Genomic DNA, 17,178 nt, shown 5'->3' with positions numbered 1-17,178 from the left:
TATTCTTTATGCTAGATTATTCTAACATATATTTTCTTTATTTATAATATCTGTAGAGTTTCTTTTTTATTACTTTTTGGTTACAAAAATAAATAATAAGTAAAATTTTTTTAATTTATGTCTTGGTTTTTTTGTAAACTTCTAATGCTTTTTTACCATAAAAATTACTGAATTTATACCAAGTATAAAGATATTCTCCAATTATCTTGCCCTTGTTTTCTTGATTTATTGCCCATAAAAACCAGTAAAATGACATTACAGAAATATAAGCAAAAAAGTGTCCTAACTCTTTGCCACTTGGTTTGTATTCAAGATAATCTGCTATTGTTTTCTCCACTTCTTCTAAATTAAAATCTGAACAAGAAATAAAAGTTCCTAAGTCTAATGCAGGGTCAGCCATTCCAGAATATTCCCAATCTATCAGATACATTTTATCTTCTTTATCAATTATAAAATTTGATGGATTCGTGTTGATATTACATAAAGTTTTTTTTGAATCCTTATTTTCTAAATATACTTTTAATTTTGCTATCATATCTTCCATATAAGACATATTATTAAAATCTGTTCTTTTATATTTAGACAAATGTTTTTTTAATTTATCTATTTCATGCCAAATATTAAATTCAAAAGATGTAGTTTCGCTACTATTATGAAGTTTTTTTAATATTTTAATAGCCTTTGATACATGTTCTTTATTCTTATAATCCAGACTTGTTGTGTCATACATAAAATAAGCTAATTTCCAACCTTCTTTTTTATCTACATATATGTATGACTTATCTATTTCCAATTTTTTAGCAATTTCTAAGGTAGCTACTTCACTAGCCCTATTAATATAAAGTTCTGTATCTATATCAGGATGCCTATAAACATAATTTTTCCCTAAAACTTTGAACTTAAATGAAGTATTGGTTGCAGTTGATTGTATAGGTTTTATATTGACTATATCGCTTTCTTTACAATCTAATACTTTGCAAATATTTCTTAAAATATCTGAGTTAGCATTATTAATATATTTTTCATCAAAACTTCTTAAATCTTCTAGTGAATCAAATTCTTTGATATTTGATTTGTCATATTTTCTTATAGATAAATCTAAATCTTTAATGTATCTAATATATAGGTCTTCCCACAATTTTTCTTTTGTAATTGAATACTTATATTCATTATTCAAAATTTCTACAAATTTATCACTAAAATTTTTATCAAAATAAACATGCCCCAACATTGTCCAAGAATCTTTTCCGCCGATAGTTACATCTAAAATTCTATTTTTTTTGTCATAGCTAACACAGTATTCTTCTGTTGAACCAGCTTCAAAAACACAAGAATAATAGGCGTGATATACATATTTTTCAAATGGATTTTCTACAAAATAATTATCTGAAGAACAAATATAGGTATTAGCTAATTTATGAGTTACAAGTTTTAATGATGAGCTATTATTATATCTATTATAGTCTGAATTAATAACTATATTTACATTAAATTTTTCTTCGAGATAAAACATTTTTTCTTTCATGTAACCTACTACTAGAGTAATATCATTTATTCCAACCTCTTGAAGTTGTTTTATCTGTCTTTCTATTAATTTTTCGCCCTTGACTATTAATAATCCTTTGGGACTTTCATAGGATAAGGGAGCAAATCTACTACTCATACCTGCTGCCATAATTACAGCATTTTGAACTTTGTAAGGTTCTAAAGATTTATAACCCTTCTCCGTAATACTTATATCTTCACTTAATAAATTTTCATTTTTTAATTCTGCTATTAAAGAATTTACTTTTCCTAATGATATAGATAACCTTTCTGCAATTTCTCTTTGCGATAAATACTTATTACCATTTTTTTCAATAATATTTAATAAATTAAATTTTGCTTCTTTCAATTTTCTCTCCAATGTTCATTTTTTTATTTTAATATTCCTTATTTGAACATACTATAAAATAATATCACAGTAACTATTATTAGTAAAGAAAAATTAAAAGAAATATGTTTATAAAAAATTTTTTATGATACTAACAAATATAAAAAATTAAAATTGAATTTATTATAAATTTTGACTTTACTATGTAAATTTTTGCTACTGTTTAAACAATAATTTTATGAAAAATAAAAAAGATATAAACTTTTTAAGTTATATCTTCTTGTTTAAAATTTTATAAATTACTAAAAATATATTTTAAATTGTCAACTACTGATAGTAAATATTTACAAATCATTTTAAGATTTATTACAAAAATTTTATATGTAGTCTATTTTTTTATTTTTTAAATAATATTTTTTCCAACTAAAGCCTTTAATTAATCCTAGCAAAGTTCCTAGTCCGTAAGAAAGATGAACTGCAAAAATTAAAAAGGGTAATAGTAAATTTGTCATAGAAAATTCATTCTTTATTATGGCTAAACTGCTTACTAAAATTATGAATAAAAAGTAAATTGAAAATAATATTACTAAAAAAATGCTACTGAAATAGCTAAGTAATAAGGAAGCTATTATGGCTAAAACAAATAATAAGGGAACAAAATGAAATATAGAAAAACATTTAGGATAAACATGGCTAACTTTTCCTATCCAGTCTCCATTAGAATATTTTTGTTTTAACATTCCTTTTAGATTTGGTCTTGTATATTGATAGGATAAAATAGAATTGTTGTAGGCTATCTTATAAGCATTTTTTCTAATTCTATAATGTATTTCATTATCTTCTACCCTGCCAACTAGTTCATCTAGCAAACCTACTTTTTCAAATACTTCTCTTTTGTACATACCCTGAAATACTGAAGAAACATATTTTATTTTATTATCATCGCTTTGTTTGCGATAGTTGGCAATTCCACTACCAAAAATATTTTCTTCTACCAGTAATAAAGTTTTTGAAAAACTATCTTCATTTTCTATTATACTCGGTCTAGGTCCTCCGCAAACTTGCTCACCTGATAAAATAGTTTTAACATTTTCTTCGATAAAATTTTTGCTTATGTGCGAATGACAATCTACTTTTAAAAAACAATCTCCACTAGCATTTTTTATACCAATGTTCATACCCGCAGACAATATTTTTTTAGGGTTTTTTAGTAATAAAATATTATTAAATTCATTACTGCTTGCTTTAAATTTTTCTAGTATATTCCAACTATTATCTGACGACATACCATCTATAAAAATTATTTCTATTTTCTTTTTAGGGTATGTTTGGTTTTCTAAATCTTTAATTAATCTCGGTAAATATTTTTCTTCATTTAGTAACCCTATAATTACAGATACTAACATAAGCCACCTCTGTTTTTTCTAAAAAGGATTTGCATTAGAAACTACCTCTTTATTTGTAATATGAAGATAATTTTCTAATTCTTTCTCAATTACTGCTACTTCCTCTTTATATTTTTCTTGCTTATAAATTTGAATATTATTTATTGAAATATCAGGATTAAAATATTTTCTTTTCTTTATATGATTAGTAGAATCTAAATTTAGGTAAGCCTCTATCATTTTTATACTATTATCATAGTTAAAAATTAAGTCTTCAAATTTTATTCTTAAAACCTCATAATTATTTTTTCTTTCATTCTCTCTCATTTCTTTATAATAGCGACAAAATTTATAAACGTCTTCAGGATATAAGACTGGTACCCCATTTTTAACCCATACATATTTGTTCATGATGAAAACATCTCTGGGATCTCTTTCTACTATCACAACCTTAATATCTAAATACTTAGCATAATTATCCAACCTATATACATTGTGAGGCAATAAAAGTTGGTCTAATACTATATCCTTTTCACTATCTTTATTTAATTCCTCTACAAAATCTTCTATAAATTCTCCTGTATATTGATAAAATTTATCCTCTTTTATAAATGTGTACTCTATATCAAATTTATCTAATTTAGGTGGCTTATTAAAAAGTTTTAGACTTCTATTGATTATAGCTCTTTTATAAAGTTTAAAGCCCCTATATTTTTCATTATAGTACCAAACTCCACTAAAACTATCAAATTTAATTTTTTGAATATACTTATCTACTATATCTAAAAAGTTAGCCGATACATATTTTTTATAATTACCAGGCCACCAACCTCTTAAAGAATATAAATCACTAATTTTATTCCTAAAATTTTTAATGGCTTCATCACTTCTAAGAGCATTATTATTTAATAATAACTTATCTTCCAAGTCAAAAACTCCATCTGGCATATGTAAAAATATATATTCATAGTCTGCATTTTTTGTGTTTATCCCCTTATATTCACGCAGTATATCTGTTACTGCAGATGAACCACTTCCCATATAGCCTGTGGGTACAATAATTTTTTTACTCATATTATATCTCCTCAAGTAAATTAATTAAACTTGAAACTTGCTTTTCTAATGTATAATTTTCAACATGACCTAAACAAGATTCTTTTTTGATTAATCTATCTTTCTTATCTTTTTTTAACTCGCTAGCTAAATAATTTATTAACTCTCTATCGTAGTCATTAACAAAACCACACTTACCTAAATTAGATAATTCTTCTACTCCTCCTACATTTGTGCTAACAAATCCAACTCCTAGTGCTAAACCTTCAACAAAAACGGTAGGAAACCCTTCACCTTTTGAAGTCATTAAAATATAGGATGAAGATTTTATATAAGGATATGGATTAGATTTGTAACCTAATAAAATTACTCTATCTTCTAAAGAATTTTCTTTAATAAAATCCTCAACCCAAGACTTTAATTCACCTTCTCCTAATAAATATAATTTTTGTTTTATATCTTTTTTAACTAGTTCTAAGTAGATATTCAATAATCTTTTTATCCCCTTAGCTTCTTCTAATCTTCCTAAAAACAATAAAGAATCTTTTTCATACTCAACTTCTTCTTTAGAATTTTTAATTATATCTGAAAAGTCATAGCCATTATATATTTTTACTACCTTATCTTCATATTCAGGATAAACATCAACTATCGACTGCTGAGTTTTATTTGATATTGCTACTATTCTATCAATATTTTTTAAGGCCTTACCGTATTTTATTTTATTAAATTTTTCTTTTTCATCTAGTAAATTTTCAATACTTCCATGATTCCAGGCAATACTTTTTGTATTTTTATTTATTAAATAAGCAGGATAAAGATAATTAAAGGCTATTTCATAATCATATTTTTTTCGGCATCTAACCCTTTTATATAGATTAGGAACATACTCAAAGAAAAGTCTCTTAAAAAGATATTTTATTCTCCTATCATCAATTTTATTAAGTAGGGGCTTTAATAATCTTGTTTTTTCACCTAGATTAACTTTATGATTATTAAATTTTCCAACTTCTAAGACATCTATGTCGTATTTTTTTTCTAACTCTCTAGTTAGATTAGACAAAATTTTTTCAGCACCGCCACCCTCTCTGGTTGTCCATACTGTAAATAATATTTTTTTCATTTAATGTCCCTTTTATTATAAAAATTTTTGTAATATTTCTTTTATTTTTAATAATGATATTACTAACAATCTATTATCACTATATACATATTTTAAAATAGTCCTCTTCATAATATTTTCTTTTTGTAAATACTTATTATTTAGCCAGCTATGATAAATATTATTTACATAATCACGAAGTTCCTTTAAAACTTTAGAATTTTTATCAATTTGTATAATAGAAACGTAACTTACATATAGCATATGATGAATGTGTAAATATTCTAGTTCTGCATAATATGTATCTAAAATATTTTTTTCTTCAAAGTATTTCTTTAAATCTTTCATGACGATAAATATATCTTTTTTCTTTTCTATATCCTTATTTGTCATAATAGAGTTACTATTAATATAATATTTATATATATCAATGTCAAAACTACTTATGCTTTTTGCTTCGGTTAGTAATTTCGGACTTATGTTCAAATCTTCATATAATGTCCTATCCAAGAATTTTAAATTTGTATTTCTTATAAATTCTGTATTAAAAATAAATTTCCAAGAAGACGGAGCTGTTAATAATATTTTCTTATTATCTGATAGAATGAAATCTTTTTGCAAAATTATTCTATCTAGGCTTACTTGAATTTTTTTATTTGATATCTGAGTATAATTAAATATATTTATATCAGAATCTATCCTATCTAAAACATTAGATACAGCATCTTCTATTATTTCATCATCCACATCAATCATCCATAAAAATTTTCCCTTAGCATTTTCAACAGCATAATTTCTTACAGAACTTAATCCACCATTTTCTTTATTAATTAATACATAATTTTTAAAAATATTTGAATAGTTTCTTAAAATAACTTCACTATTATCTTTTGATCCATCATTTATTACTAATACTTCAACTTCTTTATTACCCTTATAATTTTCTATTGATTTAGAAATTGAATTTAAACAACGTTCTAAATAATTTTCTCCATTATAAACTGCAACAGCTATAGTTAAATACATAATATCTCCTTAATCTTTAATTATAAAATAGTATACCATATTCCTGATAGATATATTATATAAAATTTACCACAGTATTCAAATTATTACTGTGGTAAAATAAAAATCTTTATTTTTAAACTTATTTATGCAATTTACACAAAAATATGTAAATGTATATTTACTTCTCTCTTATAATAATATAAACTCCTAAAATTATTACAAATGAGCTAATAATTGTTCTTATAGTCAAATCTGTTCCTAAAATAATAAATGAAAATACTGCTGTCCAAATTACATAGGTAACATTTAGTCCCGTAGCTTTTGAAGCCTGCAAATAATTTATGGCAGCATAATATAATAGATAAGAAAGCATATTTGCTAAAACCATACCTACTACTATTAATATAAAATTACCTTTTGCAACAAAATTAAAATCTACCTTATTAAAAATTATTATTAGTAAATAGGCTAGAAAAGATGTAGTTTGACGTATAAACAGAGCCTCTATGGGTCTTAAATCATTATCCATCGCATAAGATGATAATACACTCTCACTAGCCCAAGACAAAGCACATAATAGACCAAATAAAATTCCTAAATATGTTCTTGCTCCACTACTTATTTCAAATGTTTGAGAAAACAAAGCTAGCACTATAAGAATTATTCCAAAAATAGTTTCTTTATTAACCTTATTTTTTAAAAATATTATTGATAAGACCACAGCTAAGCCAGGATATATGGCAGTAACTGACGAAGCAAAGCCTGCACCAAGATATTTAACGGCATATAAATTAAACTGCATACCTAAAGGACCAGCTAAAATAGCCGCAAGAACTAAGCTGTAATTTTTCATACTAGAAAATATTTTAAAATTTATCTTCCCATATTTTATAACTATTAATAGCCCTAAAAAAATAAGACTGAAAAAATCATGAACAAGCGAAACTAAAAATGGCGAAACATCAAAAATAGAAAATAATAAGCCGCTTAAAGTAAGACCCATCCCCCAAAATAAGCCAGAAAATAAACCTATATATACTTTACTTTTATTTTTCATATCTTGCCTTATACTCCTCTAAGTTCTTTAACATTCTTTCATATCTATCTCTCCCGTAAGTACCGAAAAATGTACCTTGTTCTTCTTTATAAACCGTCCACAAACTCCAAAGAATATCTTGCAAAATTTTATATATAAATATCTTTTGCTGATTTATAGGAGTTTTTTCAGTTTTATAAAAATTAAAAAATTCTTCTTCCTCTGATTTTATAAAATTAGATTCTAAAAATAGGGATGCTATATCCCACATAGGATCATTTACTGCACAATACTCCCAATCAATAAGATATATTCTACCCTTAGTATCTTCAATAAAATTTTCAGGAACCAGGTCTATATGACAATTTTTGTAATCAAGTCCTATCTTGTTTAATTCTTCCTTTAATTTTATTATTTCTAACTTAATTTCTTTATAATTTTTATAAGGTATAGAATTTTCTATCAAACTTTCATACTTTTCAATTTCAAAAAAAATATCAAATTTTGAATTAAATTGTGGTTTTGACAAATGAACTATTTGTAATATTTTAGATATAGAAGATAATTTTGTTTTTATTATTTTTTCATCATAAGTAATTGCATTTTCAATATATTCATTTATTTCTATACCTTGTTTTATATCAAATATATAATTATTAACATCAAGATTAAATAATTTTACTATCTCTAAATTTTTTTTCTCCAACTCTCTGCTAATTAATTTTTCTGTTCCCCTACCAAAAAATTTAAGTATATATTTTTTTTTATTTGTTTCGACTAAATAATTGTAGTTAGTCATTCCTCCTATTACTTCTATATTATTTACATCTTGAGAAAAATTTTTATCAAAAATCTTTATAATTTCTTTATAATTCAAATAACTCACTCTCCTAATAATAAAATTCTAAATCAAAATAATTATACCACAAGTAGACTTATATTTAAAATTTATTAACAAGTAATCAATAATGTGTTATAATTAATAAATATTTTTTAGGAGAATTAATAGTGAAGAATTTAAAAATAAACGCCCTAGCATCTGTTACAGTAAGAGTTTTAAATATCCTATTCCCCTTGATTACAGGACCCTATATTGCTAGAACATTATCAAAGGAAAATATAAGTTTATTTGATGCATCAAACACCATAGCTCAACTATTTATTCCTTTTGCCACATTTGGAATATATACCTATGGAGTTAGAGCTATAAGCAAGGTAAAAAACAATATAAAAAAAAGGAATGAATTATTTTCAGAACTATTTTTTTTGTCTGTAATATCGACCTTAATAACATCTTTGATATACTATACTTACGTAACAAATTTTTTAGATTATAAAAATAATATTCAAATATATGTTTATTCTATACTAGGTCTCCAAATATTATGTCAATTCCTATATATAGAATGGATAAATGAAGCATTTGAAAATTATACTTTTATTTTATACAAGACTATAGTAGTAAGATTAACAATATTCACATTAACCTTTACTCTCATAAAAGATGCTGACGACGTATTACCCTACGTTTCAATAATGACCCTAGCAGAAATTTTAAATATGCTAATAAGTTTTATATGGATAAAAAAAGAAGTTAAGTTTGTTAAAATTAAAATTAAAAACTTATTAAAATTACTATCCCCCCTATTTACAATTTTATTACTATCCAATCTAAATATGCTATATATCTATTTAGATAGAATATTTTTAACAAACTCTCCTGTATCTACAAATATATCAGACTATGTAGTATCTTATAATATAGTTATGCTAATTACAGGTGTTATAAGTGGTGCCATAAGTGTTAATATACCTAGATTAAGCTACTATTGGGGAGAAAATAAAATTGAAGATTATACCAATTTAATAAATAAGGGAAGTCAGTTTTTTTTATTTCTAATAACTCCTATAAGCTTTGGACTTATGATTTTAGGGACAGAAGCTACTCTTATTTATGGGGGAGATAAATTCTTATCAGCTGGAATAGTTACATCAATATTTTCAATAAGAGCATTAATTTTGGCCTTAGATAATATAATAGGTATTCAAATTTTATTTGTACAAGGTTATGAAAAAAAACTAGCTCTGTATATTGCCATTGGGGGTTTAAGCAATCTCGCCCTAAATTCTCTACTCTTCTATAATAATTTATTCTCACCTGAATACTACATCATGACAACCATAGTAGCCGAAATAATAGTTGTAATACTCTATGTGCAATTTATTATTAGAAAAAATATAATGAATTTAAAAAACTTACTTCAAAACTTTTTAAAATACACCATAATTTCTTCAACATTTTTTGTAGTATCATTAATTGTAGAAAAATTTATTCCACATAGTATTATCATAAATAAAATAACTATACTAAGTATTGCTATAAAAATAATTTCTTGTGGACTAATTTATTTCTTAATTTTATACATATCGAAAGATAAAATGCTTTATGATACTATATACTTTATAAAAGGTAAAATAAAAAGGCTGGCAAAATGAAAAAATTAGAATTAAATGAAATAAAAAAAATAGGATTAGACATATTAATTTATATAGATGGTTTTTGCAAAAAAAATAATATTGAATATTTTATAAATTACGGAACTCTTTTAGGAGCTGTAAGACATAAGGGTTTTATCCCCTGGGATGATGATATAGATATAACAATGACTAGAGAAAATTATAATAAATTTATTAAACTATTTAAAAATGATACTTCTAAATATAAAATACTTTCACTAGAAAGTGAAAAAAATTATTTTAATAACTTTATTAAAATTCACAACTCAGAAACTAAAATAATTTACAGTGATTTAACAAAAAGTTATGATTCTGGAATTTTTATTGATATATTCCCCCTAGACTATTTTGATAACAAAAAAGTTATTAATATAAGTTATTTCTTTGAAAGTTTAAAATATCTATCATTTATTAAAAAAGAAAATGTTACATACAAGGACAGTAAAATAAAAGATTTATGCAGGATTATTATGTGGTACCTAGTAAGACCTATCCATCCTAAATTTTTTGCTAAAGTAATAGAAAAAATAATAAAAAAATACACTTCAAATAAGCCCACTTTTTCCGCATTTATTATATCCAAAAATAAAGAGAAGGATATTTTACCTCTTAATACAGGAAGAGAATTAATAGAATTAGAATTTGAAAATCATAAATTCCCAGCCCCTAAAAATTATGATGAAGTTTTAACCTACTTGTACAATGATTACATGAAATTACCAAAAAAATCTGAACAAGTACCCCATAAATTTTATGCTTATTATACAGATAAAAAAAATAGTAACTAAAAATTTTAGTTACTATTTTTTTCAAATATATTAAGAAAATATTATTATATTATACAAGGATTTTAATTAAATATTATAATTCATAAGAAATTATACCTAATATTTTTTTATCAAAATTATTTAACTGTTGCAAGGCTTTTTCAAAATTTTTATATCTTGTGCTTCCATACTCTTCTACAAATATAGGATTTAAAATTCCTTCAAAATCACTTACAGATCTTAATAATTTTATATTATATCCTGCTTTTATTACTTTTTTATGTACAAGTTTATTTGTAGTTATAAGTGTAATATCATTAGAAAAATATTTAGTAACGACAGCTATATCTTTTGAAGAAGTAATATCAAAAACTTTTTTAACTTCCTTGTATCTATTGTAATCTCCTATTCTATTAATTGTTGGATTAAATATATATAGTAAGAAATTCACACCAGCAACAAATATTAAAGTCAATACCCCAATTAATGCTAATTTAATTACTAACTGTTTTTTACTATAAGTTATTTCCATATTTTCTGAACTTGATGAATTAGAATATACCGTATTTAATTTTTCAATAGTTACATCGCTATAAACGCCTGAATAATTTTTAATTATACTATCTATCTTACCTTCAATAAATAAATTCAATTCTTTATTAGGAGTAAGTATTTCTACTGAAACTCCCTTATTTTCTTCTAAAGGATTAATTTTTATTTTTTTTATCCAATAATCTATATTTGAATTTTTAAGTACTGTTGCATCACTTCCTAATGTTGCTGCATATTTTTTTAAGTCCTCTTCTTTAGAATCATTAAATAAATAAGCTCCATTAATGTTAGCAGATATTATTTTAGAATAAAAATCACTATATCCGCCATAGACATTATTTATTTTTTTTTCAGAAGTGGTCTGTGGAGTAGATATTTTGTAAATGACGTAACTAGAAAAGTTGGAATTTACATTGCTTACAGTTTTAGTATTTATTGTTTTATAAATTAAAGGTAGAGCTATCAATAAATATATAATTAATGCTCCTATAATGTTTACCCTTAATTTTTTATATATATTAGCAAATAAATCTGCTAAAGAATAATTTTCAAACATTTTATTTATCTCCTTATCAAATAAGCCTTATTTTTCTTCAAAATATTAGACGTTAGTAATATTAGCAAAATTATAAACCATAAAGGAAGTTCCAACACATGAGAAAAACTAGCTGAAAAAGAACCTCTAGGTGTAAAAAATAATTCTGTTAAAATAACTAAAGCTAAAAATGATATTACTATTTTTCCAATGTATAATTTTCTTAATAAAAATACAAATATAAATCCTAAAATTATACCCATTAAAATTACTCCTACATAACCAAAATCAATATAATTACCTATGACATAACTGTCCCCTATGCCATGACCTTCTAAATAATATTTTTGGTAAACAATATAAGATAAATTATGAGCAAGAGAGTTGCTTTCTAAAGCTACTGTTAATCTATCAGTAGATGGAATATCTACCGAATTAAACAATAAATTCCCAATTTTTCCCCTATAAATATAATCTATTATACTGCCAAAAGTATAGTTTCTTAATTCACGATTAGGTAAGTCTCCTTGATACATATATCCCCAAGCAAGAACATTAAAACTACTTCCCTGCTTATAAATAAAATCTATAATAATATCAATAAAGCTAAGATTCCCTACGTTTTTCCCATCTCTAGTATAATTTATAATACTCATTATTACAATTATCGGTAGGGAGAAAATAGCCATTAAAACTTTTTCCTTATATCCTATCCATTTTCCTTTTTCTGTTTGATTTCTTACAAAATAATAAACAAATGAAAATATTAAGCTTAGTATAAAAGGATTTCTAGTTCCCGTAAGTAAAATTATAAAATTTGCAAATACATATAACAATAATACAATACTGGCATAAAGTTTTTTTGGTTTTGTCGCCAAATAAAATATTAATATAAAGAATGCAAAATTCCCTAAATAGTGAACTATTAAAGGAAGTTTACTTTCAAATGTAGCAAAATATAGATAATAATCATTTACTTTTATCTTAAATAAAACTTTTTCTATATTTAAGGCTAAATAGGCCGGATAGGTACAAAATAATAAAACTACGGCTACTATTCTAATAGTTTTAATGTAGTTATAATCGTATTGATATTCTACAAGCTTCTTTTTGCTATAATATCTATCTCCTATAAGACCACCGATAAAAATAGAAATGACAGATAGCATTATTATTTTTATACAAAATTCATATATATAATTTTGATAATTAGGTAAATAGCCAGTTTTAAAATAATCTATTGTTGGTAAAGATAGTAAAAATAAAAATATCAGCAAATAAAATATCAAGTGAATTATATAATTTTTTAAATTTTTAAAAGTATAGATTATACACGTTACTAACAATAAAATTGCACTTATTAATAAGTATATTACATCATCAGAATAAAAATAAAACAGGATAAATGCAAAAAATATGCTATAACTGAAAAAAGCAGCTAAACTAATTACTTTTTTTTCTATATTCAATATAGCACCTCCTTTTACTCTAAATTTAAATTTTTCATTTTTTCTTCTGAAAAATAATCTTCAGAAAAAGTATATTCTGCAACTTCAAATATTCCTATATCTAGTTTAAATATTTAAAATAGTAGTCTATATTAAAGATATTTTGATAATTATATATTGTTATATATTCATCAAATTTACTCATTAGATATTTTTGCCGTCCATTTAGATAAAAAGCTTGAAAAAAGGGCTTTAGGTAAAGTATTAGCATTTGAAGAATTATTTTTATATGATTAAATCTTGGATATCTTTCATAAAGCATTACATCATAATACTCTGCTATATTATGAAGTTATAAATTGAGTAATCTAACCACCATTTCTTAAATAAAATTAAGCATAAATAATCAAAATAATTTATCTTTTATATTTTTCTGCATTAAGATTTTATCAAAGTCAGAATTAACCATCCTCCAAAAAGATAGTTTGAAGGTAGGAATATTAACACTTTTTCATAATAATTATTTATTCAATATCGTTCTTGATTTATATTTTTTATAAAGATATCTATAAAGTTTAATATTAACATTTAAAATTAAGACTGAAATTTTTAATTCTTTTGCTGCCTTGCTACTCTTTAATATTTTAGAAAAGTTATTTTTAAAATATTCTCTAAGCTCTATAAATTCTGAATAATTTTTATAATCATTATCAACTATTAAATGATTAAAGGTCGAAAGATAAGCATAAGTAAGACGAATAAAACTTTCTTCTGAAAACTGTGGGTATTCTTTCAATATGTAGTCATTAATAGTATTTAATATTTCTATAATATCCATTTGCTTGCTAGTGTATTTTTCAGTTGTAATACTATTTTCTCTAATGTAATAATAGTAGTAACATTTACTTGTTATAGCAATTTTGTCTATTACTTTAAACAAATCATAATTATAAAACATATCTTCATAATATTTCCCTACTGGAAATTTTAATTTTTTAGCTATATCTGATGATATTAATTTACACCAGACAGAACCATAAACTTTTTCCATACTTAGATACTCTTTTATATAATCATCTAGCCTTAGTATATTACAAAATTCTTCTCCAGCATAATGAGGTTTTTCCTTATTACCATATACTCTAGTAACATTACACTCTGCTATATCAATATTATTAGTTTTTATTGTTTCATAAAGGTGCTGATACATATTTTCATGTATATAGTCATCACTATCAACAAAGCCTATATATTTTCCTCTTGCTTTTTCTACACCAAAATTTCTTGCATCTGATAGCCCCCCATTTTCTTTATGGTAGACTACTATTCTGCTGTCTGTTTTAGCTAGTTCTTCGCACATCTTTCCACTATCATCTGGTGAACCATCATCAACTAAGATTATTTCTAAATTTTTATAGGTTTGCAATAAAATTGAATTTATGCATCTTTCTAAGTACTTTTCTACTTTATATACTGGTACTATTATACTTATTAATTCATCATTCATATTTATCTTGCTAAACCTTTCATATATTTTTATATTATTTTATACAGATTAATTTTATTATTATACTCTTATTATTAAAAACAATAAATTTTTTTATTATACATTTCTAAAGTTTACACTCTAATACTTAAACTTAATTAATAATAAAATAACATACTTTTACATTTTATTATTAAATACCTCTTCAACTATATTTTTGTAAGTTTCTATAATATATTCTATTTCTTCATTTGTCAATCTTGTATTTAAGGGTAATGAAATTTCATTTTCAAAATATTTGTAGGCATTAGGGTAATCTTTTATATCAAAACCTTTATTTTTATATGCAGTTAGTAAGGGCAGTGGTTTGTAATGAACATTGGCACTAATTCCCTTTTCTGCTAATCTTGTAATAATTTCATTTCTTTGTTCTAAGTTTGCCCCCTCAACATGAGTTATGTAAAGATGATGCGATGATAGATAGTCTTCTGTTTTATGTTTTAAGAATTTTATTCTTGTATTTTCAAAAAATTTGTCATACATATCCACTATTTCATATCTACGCTTAAGTAAAGCTGGATATCTATTTAATTGAACAAGACCTATTGAAGCTACTATATCAGTCATATTACACTTATAACCAGGTATTACTATATCGTATTCCCAAGAACCTGCTTTCATCTTGCTTAGGGCGTCCTTAGTTTGTCCATGTAGTGATAATATCTGAAATTTTTGATAAAGTTCTTCATTGTCAAAATTAGGATTTTCTTTCCAAGTAGCACTACCTCCCTCGGCAGTTGTGAAATTTTTAACTGCATGGAATGAAAAAGAACTAAAATCAGCTATATTACCAACTTTTTTCCCCTTATATACTGTTCCTAAGGCGTGGGCCGCATCACTAATTATAGCAATTCTTCCTAATTTTTCTTGGTAGTCGCTACTTGCTTTAAAGATATTTTTTTTCTCTTCTACTATTTCAAATAATTTTTCATAGTTACATGGTATTCCACACAAGTCAACAGGTATTATTGCTTTTGTTTTTTCTGTAATTGCTGAACTTAGTTTGTCATAATCCATCTCAAAATTATCTTTTTGGATATCAACCATTACAGCCTTAGCTCCAACATGATAAATTACTGAACAAGATGCAGTATAAGTCATAGCAGGAACTATCACCTCATCACCCTGACCAATTTCAAGAACACGAAGAATTAATTCTAGTGAGGCAGTAGCAGAATTTAAGCACACTGTTTTTGGGCTTTGTGTGTATTCTGACAATTTTTTTTCTAGTTCTTTTGTTTTTGGCCCTGTTGTTATCCAACCTGACTTTAAGACTTCTGTTACCGCAGCAATTTCTTCATTTGAAATATCTGGTGGCGAAAATGGTATATTTAATTTTGTCATAAAATTTCTCCTGAAAATTTAAATAAGTATGATATAAAGTAAATTATACCATACTTAATGTTATAAATAAAAATTATTTATAGTAAATATAAAATTAAAATATTTTTATTTCTTTCTTATGGCTATAAAAAATATTAAGAATCTTTCATGCCCATTTTTTTATCTAAATTATACATTATCTTAGCAATTTTATAGCCCCAAAGTGGATCGGTAGCATAGTAGACATTCATACCAGATTTTTTATCTCCTAGGAATGCACCCCTAGCTGGAAAACCAGTATTAATTAAATATCTATTATTAATCCATTTTGCAGCCCCTAAAATTCCTGCATCAACATTATCAAAAGTTGTGGCTGATTGATAAGGATTTGTATCATAGGCTTTTATCCCAAAAAAGTTATTTTTATCAACAGCTATTCTGCTTTTACCCCAAGCACTTTCCAATGCTGCGTGTGATAAAAGATATAAGGCATTCACTCCATATCTTTCTTCTGCTGCTTTAAAAGTTGCTCCCTTGTTTAAAAGTTTACTAGAAGAACCTCCCATTATAGCAATCATTCTATTTAAATCTTCAGCACTGTAATTAGTTTTAGTTTTTAAGTTCTTATATTGAAATACTTCAACACCTGACTTAGCTACCTTATTATTTTTTGTTTGATTAGGCATCCACTTACCATTTTCATCTACATAGTAGCCGTCTGGTGTCCAACTACTTGTTAGCATTGCTCCATTTACTCCTAGGTAGTAGTCTCCTATCCACTTGCTTTTTGCTAGGCTTCCGTCTGCTTCTAAATAGTACCATTTGCCATTTTCTTGATGCCAGCCTGTTTGTTTTGTTTTGTTTGCTAGCCACTTACCACTGTAATCTACATAGTAGCCGTCTGGCGTCCAACTACTTGTTAGCATCGCTCCATTTGCTCCTAGGTAGTAGTCTCCTATCCACTTGTTTTTTGCTAGGTTGCCGTCTGCTTCTAAATAGTACCATTTGCCATTTTCTTGATACCAGCCTGTTT

Annotated in this window: 14 protein-coding genes; 2 read left to right on the top strand and 12 right to left on the bottom strand. The window is 24.9% G+C overall.

Going from position 1 to position 17,178, the window contains the following annotated elements:
• Positions 1 to 115 precede the first annotated feature (115 nt).
• From KMP12_RS06380 to KMP12_RS06350, 7 genes are all read right to left on the bottom strand, one after another.
• On the bottom strand, positions 116 to 1,894 hold the full coding sequence (locus KMP12_RS06380) for an NTP transferase domain-containing protein (RefSeq protein ID WP_215756907.1): 1,779 nt from the start codon (positions 1,892 to 1,894) through the stop codon (positions 116 to 118).
• Positions 1,895 to 2,250: 356 nt separating this feature from the next.
• Entirely contained in the window at positions 2,251 to 3,279 is a 1,029-nt protein-coding gene (locus tag KMP12_RS06375; RefSeq protein ID WP_215756906.1) for a glycosyltransferase family 2 protein, read from the bottom strand.
• Between the two features lie 18 nt (positions 3,280 to 3,297).
• A complete protein-coding gene (locus tag KMP12_RS06370; RefSeq protein ID WP_215756905.1) occupies positions 3,298 to 4,332 on the bottom strand; it encodes a sulfotransferase family protein in 1,035 nt (344 codons plus the stop codon).
• A 1-nt stretch (position 4,333) separates the two neighbouring features.
• Positions 4,334 to 5,434 (bottom strand): glycosyltransferase, encoded by a 1,101-nt coding sequence (locus KMP12_RS06365; protein ID WP_215756904.1) that lies wholly within the window; start codon positions 5,432 to 5,434, stop codon positions 4,334 to 4,336.
• A 15-nt stretch (positions 5,435 to 5,449) separates the two neighbouring features.
• Positions 5,450 to 6,439 carry a glycosyltransferase family 2 protein gene (locus KMP12_RS06360; RefSeq protein WP_215756903.1) on the bottom strand — a complete coding sequence of 330 codons (990 nt, stop codon included), beginning with the start codon at positions 6,437 to 6,439 and terminating at the stop codon, positions 5,450 to 5,452.
• Between the two features lie 160 nt (positions 6,440 to 6,599).
• Positions 6,600 to 7,478: a DMT family transporter gene (locus KMP12_RS06355; RefSeq protein ID WP_215756902.1), complete on the bottom strand. Its 879-nt coding sequence runs from the start codon at positions 7,476 to 7,478 to the stop codon at positions 6,600 to 6,602.
• Positions 7,468 to 8,334 (bottom strand): choline kinase family protein, encoded by an 867-nt coding sequence (locus KMP12_RS06350; RefSeq protein ID WP_252344733.1) that lies wholly within the window; start codon positions 8,332 to 8,334, stop codon positions 7,468 to 7,470. The genes KMP12_RS06355 and KMP12_RS06350 overlap by 11 nt, the downstream gene beginning before the upstream one ends.
• 131 nt (positions 8,335 to 8,465) lie before the next feature.
• Here KMP12_RS06350 and KMP12_RS07870 point away from each other — a divergent pair, with 131 nt between their 5' ends.
• A complete protein-coding gene (locus KMP12_RS07870) occupies positions 8,466 to 9,953 on the top strand; it encodes an oligosaccharide flippase family protein (RefSeq protein ID WP_215756901.1) in 1,488 nt (495 codons plus the stop codon).
• Positions 9,950 to 10,762, top strand: coding sequence for a LicD family protein (locus KMP12_RS06340; protein WP_215756900.1), 813 nt, complete (start codon positions 9,950 to 9,952; stop codon positions 10,760 to 10,762). Before KMP12_RS07870 ends, KMP12_RS06340 begins: the two co-directional genes overlap by 4 nt.
• A 73-nt stretch (positions 10,763 to 10,835) precedes the next feature.
• Here the strand turns inward: KMP12_RS06340 and tarQ are convergent, their stop codons facing one another.
• From tarQ to KMP12_RS06315, 5 genes are all read right to left on the bottom strand, one after another.
• A complete protein-coding gene (gene tarQ / locus KMP12_RS06335; protein WP_215756899.1) occupies positions 10,836 to 11,849 on the bottom strand; it encodes a teichoic acid biosynthesis protein TarQ in 1,014 nt (337 codons plus the stop codon).
• A 5-nt stretch (positions 11,850 to 11,854) separates the two neighbouring features.
• Positions 11,855 to 13,297 (bottom strand): O-antigen polysaccharide polymerase Wzy family protein, encoded by a 1,443-nt coding sequence (locus tag KMP12_RS06330; protein WP_215756898.1) that lies wholly within the window; start codon positions 13,295 to 13,297, stop codon positions 11,855 to 11,857.
• Positions 13,298 to 13,796: 499 nt separating this feature from the next.
• Entirely contained in the window at positions 13,797 to 14,783 is a 987-nt protein-coding gene (locus tag KMP12_RS06325) for a glycosyltransferase (RefSeq protein WP_215756897.1), read from the bottom strand.
• Positions 14,784 to 14,942: 159 nt separating this feature from the next.
• Positions 14,943 to 16,166 (bottom strand): DegT/DnrJ/EryC1/StrS family aminotransferase, encoded by a 1,224-nt coding sequence (locus KMP12_RS06320; RefSeq protein ID WP_215756896.1) that lies wholly within the window; start codon positions 16,164 to 16,166, stop codon positions 14,943 to 14,945.
• A gap of 134 nt (positions 16,167 to 16,300) precedes the next feature.
• Positions 16,301 to 17,178, bottom strand: an 878-nt coding sequence (locus KMP12_RS06315) for an N-acetylglucosaminidase (RefSeq protein ID WP_215756895.1), incomplete at its 5' end; no start/stop codon positions are given.

Source organism: Gemella sp. zg-1178 (genome assembly GCF_018790995.1).
GTDB lineage: Bacteria > Bacillota > Bacilli > Staphylococcales > Gemellaceae > Gemelliphila.
The sequence above is the reverse complement of the archived record's forward strand: the minus strand, read 5'-3'. Positions and strand labels throughout refer to the sequence as shown.